General features: G+C 38.8%; 14 protein-coding genes and 1 other annotated feature. Of the genes, 1 reads left to right on the forward strand and 13 read right to left on the reverse strand.

From position 1 onward, the window contains the following. Positions 1-133: 133 nt before the first annotated feature. The 5 genes from rplT to FZ952_RS07915 all read right to left on the reverse strand — a co-directional run bounded on the left by rplT (position 134) and on the right by FZ952_RS07915 (position 2,619). The gene (gene rplT / locus FZ952_RS07895) at positions 134-493 is read right to left on the reverse strand and encodes a 50S ribosomal protein L20 (RefSeq protein ID WP_003003310.1); all 360 of its coding nucleotides are present in this window, start codon (positions 491-493) and stop codon (positions 134-136) included. Between the two features lie 45 nt (positions 494-538). After that, a complete protein-coding gene (rpmI, locus tag FZ952_RS07900) occupies positions 539-739 on the reverse strand; it encodes a 50S ribosomal protein L35 (protein ID WP_002895038.1) in 201 nt (66 codons plus the stop codon). 33 nt (positions 740-772) lie between these two features. Beyond that, complete coding sequence (gene infC, locus FZ952_RS07905) at positions 773-1,303, reverse strand: translation initiation factor IF-3 (protein ID WP_037616322.1); 531 nt, start codon at positions 1,301-1,303, stop codon at positions 773-775. A gap of 16 nt (positions 1,304-1,319) precedes the next feature. Next, positions 1,320-1,450 (reverse strand) — a sequence feature (ribosomal protein L20 leader region). Positions 1,451-1,476: 26 nt separating this feature from the next. After that, the gene (gene cmk, locus FZ952_RS07910; protein ID WP_148881257.1) at positions 1,477-2,154 is read right to left on the reverse strand and encodes a (d)CMP kinase; all 678 of its coding nucleotides are present in this window, start codon (positions 2,152-2,154) and stop codon (positions 1,477-1,479) included. A 9-nt stretch (positions 2,155-2,163) separates the two neighbouring features. After that, a complete protein-coding gene (locus FZ952_RS07915; protein ID WP_148881258.1) occupies positions 2,164-2,619 on the reverse strand; it encodes an SAG1386/EF1546 family surface-associated protein in 456 nt (151 codons plus the stop codon). Between the two features lie 45 nt (positions 2,620-2,664). On the opposite strand from FZ952_RS07915, the gene FZ952_RS07920 reads away from it, so the two are divergent. Further along, positions 2,665-2,862, forward strand: a complete 198-nt coding sequence (locus FZ952_RS07920; protein WP_280513234.1) for a ferredoxin — start codon at positions 2,665-2,667, stop codon at positions 2,860-2,862. On the opposite strand, the gene FZ952_RS07925 is transcribed toward FZ952_RS07920, so the two are convergent. From FZ952_RS07925 to FZ952_RS07960, 8 genes are all read right to left on the reverse strand, one after another. After that, on the reverse strand, positions 2,859-3,347 hold the full coding sequence (locus FZ952_RS07925) for an EbsA family protein (protein ID WP_037616331.1): 489 nt from the start codon (positions 3,345-3,347) through the stop codon (positions 2,859-2,861). The genes FZ952_RS07920 and FZ952_RS07925 overlap by 4 nt on opposite strands. Positions 3,348-3,417: 70 nt before the next feature. Next, positions 3,418-5,886 carry an LTA synthase family protein gene (locus FZ952_RS07930; RefSeq protein WP_148881259.1) on the reverse strand — a complete coding sequence of 823 codons (2,469 nt, stop codon included), beginning with the start codon at positions 5,884-5,886 and terminating at the stop codon, positions 3,418-3,420. Positions 5,887-5,906: 20 nt separating this feature from the next. Next, positions 5,907-7,556, reverse strand: a complete 1,650-nt coding sequence (locus tag FZ952_RS07935) for a rhamnan synthesis F family protein (RefSeq protein ID WP_148881260.1) — start codon at positions 7,554-7,556, stop codon at positions 5,907-5,909. 17 nt (positions 7,557-7,573) lie between these two features. After that, on the reverse strand, positions 7,574-8,782 hold the full coding sequence (locus FZ952_RS07940) for an ABC transporter ATP-binding protein (RefSeq protein ID WP_148881261.1): 1,209 nt from the start codon (positions 8,780-8,782) through the stop codon (positions 7,574-7,576). After that, positions 8,782-9,591 carry an ABC transporter permease gene (locus tag FZ952_RS07945; protein ID WP_148881262.1) on the reverse strand — a complete coding sequence of 270 codons (810 nt, stop codon included), beginning with the start codon at positions 9,589-9,591 and terminating at the stop codon, positions 8,782-8,784. Before FZ952_RS07945 ends, FZ952_RS07940 begins: the two co-directional genes overlap by 1 nt. Next, positions 9,585-10,532: a glycosyltransferase family 2 protein gene (locus FZ952_RS07950; protein ID WP_148881263.1), complete on the reverse strand. Its 948-nt coding sequence runs from the start codon at positions 10,530-10,532 to the stop codon at positions 9,585-9,587. The genes FZ952_RS07945 and FZ952_RS07950 overlap by 7 nt, the downstream gene beginning before the upstream one ends. Next, a complete protein-coding gene (gene cps2T / locus FZ952_RS07955; RefSeq protein ID WP_148881264.1) occupies positions 10,529-11,677 on the reverse strand; it encodes a beta 1-4 rhamnosyltransferase Cps2T in 1,149 nt (382 codons plus the stop codon). Before cps2T ends, FZ952_RS07950 begins: the two co-directional genes overlap by 4 nt. Before the next feature lie 171 nt (positions 11,678-11,848). Next, a complete protein-coding gene (locus FZ952_RS07960; protein WP_148881265.1) occupies positions 11,849-13,093 on the reverse strand; it encodes a glycosyltransferase family 4 protein in 1,245 nt (414 codons plus the stop codon). Between the last annotated feature and the right edge of the window lie 9 nt (positions 13,094-13,102).

Consider the following 13,102-nt stretch of genomic DNA (forward strand, 5'->3'; position numbering starts at 1 on the left):
AGTGCTCCTGGCCAATAATCTCCTTAAATACAATAAGAGAACGGTTCAAATTTAAAAAGCTAGAGTTCCATAATTGGGAATCTCTAGCTTTTTTGTGACTGAGAACTATTTTGTCTCAGACTCTTTTATCTTCTTATTTAGCAAGCTTAGCTTTAGCTGCATCTGCAAGAGCTGTGAAAGCTGCTGCATCATTAACAGCCAAGTCAGCAAGCATTTTACGGTTAACTTCGATCTCAGCCAATTTCAGACCATGCATCAATTGTGAGTATGAAAGTCCGTTCATACGAGCTGCCGCATTGATACGAGTGATCCAAAGTTTGCGGAAGTCGCGTTTTTTCTGACGACGGTCACGGTATGCATAGTAGTAAGAGTTCATTACTTGCTCTTTTGCAGTACGGAACAAGATGTGTTTTGCTCCATAGTAACCTTTTGCTAATTTTAAAATACGTTTACGACGTTTGCGTGATACAACGCCACCTTTAACACGTGCCATGTTTATTTTCCTCCAATATTTCCTAGATAAGTGTCACAAAATCTCTTACTTAAGACCTGTAAGCATTGCTTTGATACGTTTGAAATCTCCTGCATGCACCATTCCTGCTTTACGAAGATGACGACGTTGTTTCTTAGTTTTTCCGTGGAAACGGTGAGAAGTGTAAGCACGGAAACGCTTCAAGCCACCAGAACCTGTACGTTTGAAACGTTTAGCTGATGCGCGGTGTGTTTTTTGTTTTGGCATGGTAAAATCTCCTTTTTCTAACTTTCTGACAGTTTATTTTTTGTCACTAATCGGTGCCATTTGCATGAACATCTGACGTCCATCCATTTTAGGTCTTTGCTCAATGATCGCAACATCTTGAGTCGCTTCAGCAAAGTCTGCTAAGACCTTAGCTCCAATCTCTTTGTGGGTAATCATCCGACCTTTAAAGCGAATAGATACCTTAACTTTATTTCCTTTTTCAAGGAACTTGCGTGCGTTACGAAGCTTTGTATCAAAGTCCCCTTTATCAATCGTTGGGCTGAGACGTACTTCTTTCACAGTGACAACGCTCTGTTTTTTACGTTGTTCTTTCTGCTTTTTCTGGTACTCAAACTTGAACTTGCCATAGTCCATAATTTTCGCAACAGGTGGTTTAGCTTGTGGCTGAATCAGGACCAAATCGACATTTGCTTCATCCGCAAGAGACTGCGCTTCGCTAAGTGGTTTAATACCTAATTGTTCGCCGTCAAGACCGATCAACCGAACTTCACGCACACGAATTTCATCATTGATGAATAAGTCTTGTTTTGCTATGGTTTTCACCTCTTTTTTTATTTTTAGAGAAAAACAAGTGCGGACCTGCTAACGCAAACCCGCACTACATGATAGTATTTCATCACTGAAACTGAATCCTGTAGAGCCAGACAACGTTAGTCGCAAGGCGAGAAGTTCTCACTTCTGCTTTTCTCAACTCCACTATCATACCAAGTTTCTTTTTATTTGTCAATGATTTTTTTCGCTTTTTCTTCAATAAATTTGACAACTTCTGTAATTCCAACGCCTGTCGTATCAAAATGAATCGCATCAGCCGCTGGTTTTAAAGGCGACACAGCACGATGACTGTCTTTATAATCCCGCTCAGCAATTTCTTTTTTAAGAGTTTCCAAATCAGCCGGAATCCCTTTTGCAAGATTTTCTTTATAACGGCGCTCTGCTCTCTCCTCGACCGAGGCAACTAGAAAAATTTTAAGTTCTGCATTTGGCAATACGACCGTTCCAATATCACGACCATCCATGACAATGCCACCTTGAGCAGCAATCAACTGCTGCAAATAAACTAGTTTTTCACGTACTTCTGGGATAGCCGACACCCACGACACATTATTGGTAACGTCATTTTCACGAATCGGATGGGTCACATCTACATCCCCAACAAACACCAGCTGCTCACCGTTATCTGCACGACCAAAACTGACCGAATAAGTCTCAAGCAGCTCTACAATCTCTGTTGCGTCGTTTTCAGTCAAATGATTTCGCAAAGCCAAATATGTCGCTGCACGGTACATGGCTCCAGTATCTAAATAGGTATAATTAAAATCTTTGGCAATGATTTTTGCAACAGTTGATTTCCCACTTGAAGCAGGTCCATCAATCGCAATCTGAATCTGTTTCATAACCCGCTCCTACTGAATCTTAACAATATCACCTGGATTGGCATACCAAGAGCCAGTGGACATGTGCGATGGATTTAGCTGCTCTAATTTTGCAATAGAAATACCTGCACGCGCAGCAATGGCCGCCTCACCTTCACCAGGCTGAACCGTCAAAGTTCCTTCAGATGATTCCGTCGTTTCTCCTTCAGGTGTAGCCGCCGCCTCTGTTGAAGCTGGTTGCTCCGTACTACTTGACGAGGCAACAGCAGCAGAAGTCCCATAAAAGCCTTCCATACTCGTCTTTTTATTACTTCCGCCAATAGAAAGGTAGACCAAGAAGCACGTAACTGCAATGACCAATATCAAAAAAACAGTTACTAAAACCGTCAAAATACGATCTACTCGACTCGCTTGAACTTTTTTAATTCTTTTCAATTTCTCTTCTCCATTATCGTATACATCTGCTTCCCATGGTTCTTTTTCCATGACTTCCTCCTTGAGTTTTTCTAAAAATCTTATTACAATATGAGTATGAAAATTACACTCATTCCCGAACGCTGCATTGCCTGTGGGCTCTGCCAAACTTACTCAGACATCTTTGACTATCACGATAATGGCATTGTCAAATTTTATCAAGATGACCAACTGTTAGAAAAAGAAGTCCCTGACCATCCCGATATTCTCGAAGCCATCAAAAATTGTCCAACCAGAGCACTGCTAAAAGATTAGTTTTTCTTAGCCTTATCACCATAATAGACTTCAAAATAATCTAGAAGAGTAAAATTATCTACCAATTCGACTTCCCCTTTAAAATGCTCATTCAGAGCCAAGGCGTTGACAAAATATTTTTTTGGCCATTTGCGCATACAGAAGGTTCTGCTACGACTTTTCCCTGTAAAATGAAGAGTGATTGAGGTCTTTGTTACTTCTAACTTCTCGATAGTTGAAATATCAATCTTGATTGGCGTGAAAGGATTTGCCGTAATAATCCGCAAAATCCCATCATCATATATGGTGAAATATCGATGCACACCAATGCCCAACAAAACCATAAATAAGAAGAAGGAAAAGAGAACAAGAGTTGGTACTCTAGAACTTTCATACATCAAGGCCAGCCCTATAAAGATCGGGATAACCGACAAAGACCAATAAATAACTAAAACCGACATTTCTGGTTGCCAATGATAGCGTACTTTCCCGAAAATCTTTATCATATCTTCACCCCCATACTACTAGTTTAGCATAAAATAATAAAAAATAGAATTGGTAAACCTATTCTATTTTTTATTTCGCTGGCATAGCGAAGAAATCCTTTGAAAGATAGCCTTTTCCGCCAACCATATCATATTCGATCAATTTCAAATCATCTGCAATTTCTTGGGCTGATGGCTCCAGTGCCTTCTTGTCCACACTAGCCTTATGAAGAACTTCGGTCAATAAAGCATAGTAAGGAGATACTTTAGAATTGGTCTGCTCAAGCAACAAGGCAGAAAAATCACTAGAGTTAACCAAAGGATAGTCCAGCTTAGGAGTCTCATAATTGCTCCAGATAAAGTAATCTGTTAGAAACTGGTTTTCAGGATGTTCCTTAAAAGCTGACTGAGGGTACAGACCTGGCAAGTGATCACCATAAAAGACCACTGTTATCTTTTTATCAATTTTAGAAAGCTTATCCAAAAAATCCTTGGTCGCATTGTCTGTGTGGTAGAGCATCCTTACATAGCTGGATAAGGATTTATTTCCTGCCTCCGTGAAACCTGGGTAACTAGCAGACATATAAATCGGATTGACTTCCGTCCAAGGCATATGATTTTGCATCGTCATAACTGAGAAAAATTGACTTTGGTCTGTTTTTAGGCGATCTAAGACTTGATTATAGGTCGTTTTATCACTATAGTTTCCACCAATATGATCTCCCTGCAACCCTTGAGTTCCATAATGAATAAAGGTATCATATCCCAGATCTTTATAAATGATGTCTCTGGAATAATTACTTGGTGAGGCCAAATGAATCACGGTACGATTTTGAGAAGTGTAAAAATCACTGATAGCCGGAAGTTTGTTCATCTTTGGCACTACTTCCGTATAAATAACTGAAACAGATGGTGACAAATTATAAAATGGCAGACCGGTCAACGTTTGAAACTCCATATTTGCTGTTCCACCGCCATAACCGTCTGACTGCATCAACCCACTGGTTGTCTTAGACATAATTTCCTGAATATTTGGAATTGGATTTTCTGACATAGACACGCCGTCAATCCGGGCAGGATCAGAAAAACTTTCACTGAGGACATAAATGACAGTCTGCTGTTCAATGTTATGTTGACGTTCCTGATTAATGGAATCAGCAAGTTCTCCATATTTTTTTTCTATTTCCTGAATTTTTTCTTTGGAATATCCTGCCGGCTGGATCATAGCCTTATCTGATAATTGAGTAAACCAAACAAAAGAGATAGACCGCATTTGCGAATTAACTGTATTACCAAACCAAGTCAAGTCATGATAATTATTTAAAATAGAGATAACGGGGATATTTTCAGCTACTTTACCATTTTCTTTCGAAGAGAATATCTGTAAAACACCTAGGAAAAAAATAATAGGAAAAGCCAGTAACATAAGCTGCATTTTTATCATCGATAAAATTTTCTCAGGTAAAATCCTTCTACGGAAAAACCAATAGAAAGCTCCAAGAGCTGCCAATCCTGCAATAGTATAGATTCCATAATTGCCACCAAGAAAATCAAACAAAATTTTTGGATTTTTTAACCAGCTGACGTCACTTGGCAGAATAGGTTCGTGACGATATTGAAATTTCAAACTGCTGGCAATGGTGGAACTAATACCTATTGCCAATATGATAATTGTGGGTAGAAAAATTTGATTAAAAGCAAGATAGATAAAAATAAATAGTGTAAAAAAGACTGCTATCTGAAAGAATGTTGCTCCTGTAAATAAATGCAGTTCTAAAACAGAAACATCTCCTCGAATACTATTTTGAATAGTATAGTTGAAAATGATAGAAAGAACTGCGCTGCATAAAACAGCAACTGAAAAACTGCCTCTGTTTTTCGAAATATCTTTTAATCCCTTTATCCCTAAAAAGCTAGGGATCAAAAATAAAAGAAAGAGTAAAATAATAAAACCAATTAATTTTAAAATAGAATCTTGAGAGATTTCAAATCCTTTATCTGTAAGATAAGTTGTCAGCAAACTTTGGTGCTGAAAAATACCTGTCATCTTATCATCTGTTAAAGATAAAAAAATAAGGGACTGAGATAGAAAGAGTATCTCTAGAAAATATTTATTGTACTTATCAACAATAAAATAGTCCAAAGAATTATATTTTTTTAAAGAGGGGAAATAGTTTATAAGATAGGCGAAGAAAAAAATAAGAAGCAAATAAGGTAGGCCGTTCACTTGAAAAAAGTGATTACTAAGTAAATTCTCTGCCTTAAAATCAAAATCATTAATATGCTGGGTAACCGTCAGCAAGTAAGAAAATAGCGTGTAAGAAGCATAGACGATAGCAGACCATATTAATAGCTTTTGGCTTAGCAGTTGGGATACAATCTGTCCTAAGCCAAATAGAGCTACGATTAGACCAAGAAAAACAAACCCTAGGCTACTGTAATTTTCTATGTTCTTATTTACTTGAAGTAAAAAAAGAGTGGTTACAGCTGTAATATCTAAAAATAAAAAGCTGATAAGCAAATAAGAAATCTGCTTATAATAATTAATCAAAAATTTCATTTTTCTTTCTAACAAACAGATTACCGTGCCTTTAAAAGACTTGATAAATAAGTTCTAACTTTTTGGGTTAGGCTCTTTCGAGCAAGTTTTCCTTTCTGCCTTGTTAATTCTTCTGCTTCTTTTTGTAAATCTAATAAAGCAGGGAGTGGGCGACCAGGCATGATTTTAAAATCATAGCCCTTATCCCAAGCCAAATAAATCAATAAATTTTCTAAAATATTAGACTCTTTCTGAGATGACAACTGGTACTCATTTTGAAAAAGACCAGTCAATACGGAAGGTTTAAACCAAAAAAAGCCACCATACACCCTGGTAAAAACAGGATGTTGTTCAAAATCAAACTGTTTCTGGCAATGGAGCTCCTGCCAAATTGAAGCCATTTCTTTCCGATATGTTTTTTGCTCAAACAAGCCATATCTGACTAAACTTGGAAGATCTGGTATAACGAGCCCAAGCTTATCATCTTGTTCCAAGACTTTAATACTAGCATTGGCATTTTCAAACATCATCTCCATCAAATCTCTACGCATCGCTTTATCGAGTTGAGGCATTCCATCTACTAAAATTGCAGTAGAAATATGCCCAACGGAAGCAAATTGCAGCAAGAGTCCACTCTGTTCAAGCATCGCCTGCATAGGATTCTCTTCTTTCCCTAAAATAACTTGATAACGGTCTGATACAATTTCCAAGAGCTGAGTAAAGATTTTTTCGTCAGCTGTCGTCACCACAAATTGGTATTGTAGAGGAAGAATTTCCCAATTTTCTTTAAATTGCTCGAAGACTTGAAGATCTGTTACATGAATATGAAGAGCTACCGGCTTTTCTGGCGAGTCATTCTTATCATCTCTCGAAAGCTGCTTATCCTGCAAAAGGCAGGGTACATCTGGACCAACATATTCAAATATATGCTCAGAAATTAAAGAAACAGGATAAGAAGTTCTCTCTTTGATTTCTTCCAGCAGATACCTCGCAGAAAAAGGATTACCACTGATAGCTTTCACTTTCAAAAAGGGAACCTTTTTCTCAAGAATAGTAAAAGGCTTATAATAAGTAAAGTCTGGATGAATTAAATCCGCTGCTTCTTCTAGACGAGTATCAAAGGCAGCCTGATAGGTAAAACCTGCCTCTGTAAAATATTGGGTGAATTTCGTCTCGTAGTGGTCAATTACATCTTGAACATCAGTAAAATCTTTTACCTGTTCCCAAAATTCTTGAAAAGAAATTGACCTCAATATCTGCTGCTTAAAGGTAACAAAGTAACTCTGCAGATGTTCTTCAAAATACTTTGTTTTTCGAAAGTTGGTCATGCCCCAAAAATCAACCTGGGTATCGTCCTCAAACCTCTTATAAATAGCCTCCAAATCCCAGAGCGGACCAAAACAAGTATCATTCATCAGAGTCAGAGAGTCGTAGGTTTTGAGCTCCTCAAAACCTATGGCGCTCATTCCATCCCGCCAAGCCGCAAAATCATAACCTTGATTGTCCCGCTCCAACACATTGCTTATCCCAAATTCGTCGTGCAGCTTTTTCTTAATTGCTTCTTCGATATAACTATTTGAAATAAAAAGGATTTTGGAAAACAGGGGGTTGAGCTGTTCTAATTGGTAGAAGACATGATTACTCACGCGCTTATATTTATTAAAATGAACATAGAGTAATATTCGTTCCATGAAAACACCTTATCATTTTATTGAGAGATTTCCCAGACCCCATTACGCTGAATCAATCCCGTTGCTGAGTCTTTTGCAGAGGTATCGTCATCTTCAATATCCCGTCGGCTGATGATAAGGACTGGAGTATTCTTAGAATCTGCAAAGGCTAAAATCTGATTCTCTTCATCACGCACAGAAACCTGCAATTTCAATTTTGCATGATTGATTTGGGAAAGATGGCATTTGTATTTAAGTGTCTTTTTTCCTGTTCCTTCTGTCAAATTATCCATTGAATTATCATTATACAACCAAATGGTACGGTCGATATCAGTCAGTGAAAAGGCTATGTAGGTTGGCATATCCTGATTGACTTGATAGCTAATCTCAAATTCAATTTCTTCAGTTGGTGCTGTCTGAGGAGAGGTTAGTAGACGAACCTCTAAATCAGAAACTGCCTCAGATTCCTTTTCAGCGACATAATCTTCGTTCATGGCTTTGGTGTCAGTTGCATTATCCAAACTGTATTGGTTAGCTACATCATCTGGATTTCCGACAACTTTGACTAATCCATTTTCAATCAAAACAGCTTTATTACAATACTTTTTGACGGCATTCATATCGTGAGTTACTAAAATAGTTGTCTTTCCCGAATGCTTCCGTTCCATAAAATAATCATTACACTTGCGCTGAAAGGCTTCATCCCCCACAGCCAGAACCTCATCCAAAATTAGAATGTCTCCCTGTGCCTTGATCGCAACTGAAAAGGCCAAGCGAACCTGCATCCCACTAGAATAATTTTTGAGTTTTTGATTCATAAACTCGCCCAGCTCAGCAAACTCCACGATATCATCGTACATGGCATCTACTTCTTCAGTTGAGAAGCCCAGCATGGCACCATTCATATAGACATTTTCGCGGCCGGTCAGCTCTGGATTGAATCCAACACCTAGCTCGATAAAGGAAACCAACTTGCCATCAATAGTCACTGTGCCCTTTTCGGGAATATAAATCTCTGAGATAATTTTAAGAAGAGTGGACTTGCCCGAACCATTACGGCCGACAATTCCATAAAAATCTCCCTTTTCCACTTCAAAGGAAATATCCTTAAGAACGTTCTGCTCTTTATAACCCTTGATACCTCGAAAGCGGTTAACTAGGCTTGTTCTTAAACTTTGTGTTGACTCTGTTGGCAGTTTAAAAAACTTACTGACATGGTCAACTTTTACTGCAATATTATTTGACATTATAAAATCTCCGCAAATCTCTTAGCATTTTTATTAAAGATATAATATCCAAGTCCAAATATCACTACTGGCAATAAATAAGGAATCAGAGCAATCCAGTAATGATCCATCAAATCCCAGCCCCGAGTACTGCCTGAGAAAACGATAAAATGACGAAGATCTTGAATAATCTGAGCCATTGGATTCAGCATCATCAGCTTAGCGACCAAAACATGCCCACCCTTCAGGATATAAGTCAGTGAATAAATAATCGGTGTCGCATACAGGCCTGCCTGCAAAACCACTTCCCAAATGGGTCCAATATCACGATATTTGACAAAAAGTGTCGCCAACATAAAGGCAAAACCAGCTGAAATCAAAACTAATTCCAGAAAAAGCGGGATAATAACTAGCCATCCTGGCGTGATTGATACTCCATTAATCAGAGCAAAAGCAAAAACAACCAACAAATTGATCGCATAGTTGATCGCTGCACCAGTAATAGCTGAAAAAACGATAATTGATTTAGAAAAATTCAGTTTTCGCAGTAAGTCCCCTCGCGCAACAATGGACATCATGCCCATATTGGTTGCTTCTGAGAAAAAATTCCAAGTCACCATCCCTAAGAGAAGCGATACTGCATAATGAGGCGTTCCATCATCAAAACGCAGGAAACGAACGAAAACAAGATACATAATGGTAAAAAGCATTAAGGGTTTTAAAATCGACCACAAATGCCCAATGAAACTGCCTTGATAACGTAATTTGAAGTCTGTTTTAACCAGTTCCCTCAAGAGAATCCAGTTTTTTTGGCTAAAATAATCTAGCATGCATATTTCTCCTTATACCTAAATTTTGTCAAGATCAAGCAAGTGAAAACCAAAGTATGAAAGGCACGATTTTTTCTGTAGCCATACTTTCGAATACGTCGCAGCCGCTCTGCAAAAGGAGCTTCCATGATTGTCACAAAATTTTCAATAATTTCTCTATTTTCAGTTGTCAGAGGCTGGCTGAGAAGGTTGCGGGCCTGAGTCTGACTGTCTTTTATCAATTTCCAATATTTAGCAAATAGACGGCTAGGATGAATCCAGTTCTTCATTCGCTTGCGTAAGGTTCGGGCTCCTAACACATTATTGGAATGTTGACGGTAGAGTTCACTGGGCTGATCCAGATAAACGAGCTGTCCGAAAGCTGAAGCCAACAGGCCCAGATACCAATCGTGCATGAGCAGTTCATGCTCCTCCTGCCCTGTCCACAAATCAGCCAGAGCTTGGTTGATCATCGAAACGCCGCCTGTCACTGTATTTTCCGTCAATTCCTGAATCAATTCGGTATTGGCATGGTCAGACTGCGTCCGAATCATACTTTCGTGAACAATATTTAGCTCCTGATCCACCACTTTTAGATCCGTATAGACCAACAAAGGTAAGGAAGCATCGTATTTCTCTGCTGCTGCTAACTGAATCGCCAACTTATCTGGCAACCAGACATCATCCTGGTCACTAAAAAAGTAAAAATCCGAATCCTGATATTTAAGCAAGCTATGAAAACTCTTAATGACGCCCAAATTTTGAGGTTCTTCTGGATTGATAAAGAAGATTCGGTCGTCCTGATGGCAAAAATCCTCAATAATCGCTCGCGTCCCATCACTAGAGCCATCATCTCGAATCAAGAGCTGCCAGTCCCTATAAGTTTGGGCTTGAATACTTTCAATCTGCTCTGCCAGAAACTGCTCACCATTATAGGTCGACAGAAGAATAGTCACTTTCATGATAAAAATAGCTCCTCGTATTCACCCACAATTTTTTCCCAGGTGTAGTTTTCTTTCATGTTTTTTTTGGCTGCCTGACCTAGCTCAGAAAAGTCAATTTGACCATCTACTCTGTTAATCAGCTGAGCCAACTGTCCCTCTTCTTTTTCCCAGTAAAGAGCGGCTTCTTTGGCTACTTGATGGTTGAAGTCCACATCCAAAACCAAATTGGTATCAGTCTGAGCCAGAGCTTCCAGAAGCCCGGGATTGGTCCCGCCGACTTCGTGTCCATGCAAATAGGCAAAGGCTTGATTGCGGATATATTTGAGCAGTTCCTGATCATAGACTGTCCCGACAAACTTAATCCGAGAATCCTTGTCAAAACCGGTTTTCTGCTTGAGCTCTTCAAAATAAGAATTCCCTTCATGATTGCAGATAATCAGCAAGTCACGTTTGGTATTGGATTTCATAAATTCCCGAATGATGGTCTCGTAGTTGTTTTCTGGCACAAAACGGCCAACAATCAAATAATATTCCTTTTCTCTGCTCTGCCATTTCTCAAAAAAACCACGCACGCGAGCATCCTGAGAGTCAAGAGAAGATAGCTGGAGGTCTGTCCCATAAGCAATGAAAGCCGTCTTAGACCAAGGATAGGAATGTTTTATATAGCTTGCAATGCCTTGATTGTCCGCAATGACCAGATCAGCATGCTTGGTCATAACCTTCTCAGAATATTTGAGATAGGCTTGAACCGGCTTAGGCCACTTGGTCCGCTTCCATTCCAGACCATCCGGATTGATAAAGAAAGTCCCGCCTGCTTTTTTAATTTTATGTGCAAAAGGCGCCACAAAGGCTCCAATCGTATTGCCCAAAATATAAAAAATCGGACGCTCAATCTGCTGCTCTTGCACTAACTTTAAAGAATAATTAATGGCCATCATATCATAGGCGATCACCCGAGCCGGCCCCAGTTTAGGAGCCTTAACGGTGAAGCAATCCACTCCCTTGTAATCAAAATGATGAGAAGCTTCATCATCTGACAAACAAGCTACATGATACTGGAGTTGGGAAGAAACCTTATTTTCTACTAATTTCTCAACAAAGGTTTCAAATCCGCCATATTTAGCAGGAAGCCCGCGACTTCCGATGATGAAGACATGTCTCATGCTTTCCCTCTATTCAAAGATTTACAATCTAGTCTATTATATCATTTTCTTGGTGGTTTGTGGGCTACAGACAAAAAAATCGAACAAATCATAATATCGCCTAAGCAAAATTATTGTTTGATTCGACTTTTATATCATCCGTTGTAGGCTACTACTACTTAAAAAGATTCTTTAATTTTTTAAGAAAATTATTTTTCTCTTTACTTTATTCAAGAAAGTACTTATTGGCGAAGCAGAGGGAATTGGCTCAAATAAAAATTTTATGTGTCGCAAAGAATGACCGCTATTTGTATCAGAATGATCGATTTCTTCTAATATGTCATGATAAACACTGGAAACCTTGTAAAGATTCTTTACTCTTTCTATGTTATCTATAGAGCGCTTTTTCAAGTATTTGAAATCCTCTAAACATTGCTGGATTTGATCTGTTAATTCATCTACATCTCCCGTAGGATAGAGTTGACCCTCCTCGAACATTTCATAAGCCGATAGATGGCCAGGATTATCTGATAGGATGGTTGGCAGGCCATTCATAATGGATTCTATATAAACTAGGCCAAAGGTCTCCATAGCAGATGGAAATACTGCTATATCAGCCGTTGTTGCTTCAGCCCAAGGATTATCACGATATCCTAAAAACTGGACACCTTGCAACTGATGTTCAACTATATAGGACTCACACTTATTCTTATATTCATCGTCCCAAGCCCCAATAAAGACTAGTTCTGGTCTTGGCTGAGGGAGTTGTGCATAAGCTTGAAGGAGTTCTAGTTGATTTTTTCTCTCTGTCAGACGACCAACTGACAGGATACGACACTCAGTCCCAGCAAGTTTTTGCTCCTTTTCCGCTTCAATCTCTGTAAAAGGAGCAAAGGAACTAATTTCCCTATGAGGGAGAAGCTGGGCTAAGCTTTTTTGTAGAGAACCTGTCACCGCAAAAATCTCCTGAGAATATTCATCTACAAAATCAATTTTCGCTTTATAATAACCAAATTCTCCCTCAGGAAATTCATGAATCAACCAAAAATGCGGAATATTTTCACAAGCTGCTGCTACTGCTCCTTGAAACATATTAACTGTATTTGTAATGACCAAGTCAATATGGCTATCTACCATTAACTTTCTCAGCGCAGCAATATTTTCTTGGTAAGAATTTACCCTCTCTTCATGAGTTCCAGGAAGACCACCTGGTGCATCCTCCCACCACCATTTAACCGATGGCAGAGCAATGGTTCTAATTCCTTCTTTTGCAAGAGTAGAAATATAGTCTTGCTGGACTTGGACATGATAATCTGGTATCACATTGATAACGTGATAGCCATCTTGAACCAAATACTTCATCAGATGGAAAATAGAAATCTCTGCTCCATTATCCAAGGTTCCAGTCGGTGAAATGAATAAAATGTTTTTCTTCATAGCTTATCC

Origin of the sequence: Streptococcus sp. Marseille-P7376, assembly GCF_902460385.1 — a bacterium.
Classification (GTDB): domain Bacteria; phylum Bacillota; class Bacilli; order Lactobacillales; family Streptococcaceae; genus Streptococcus; species Streptococcus sinensis.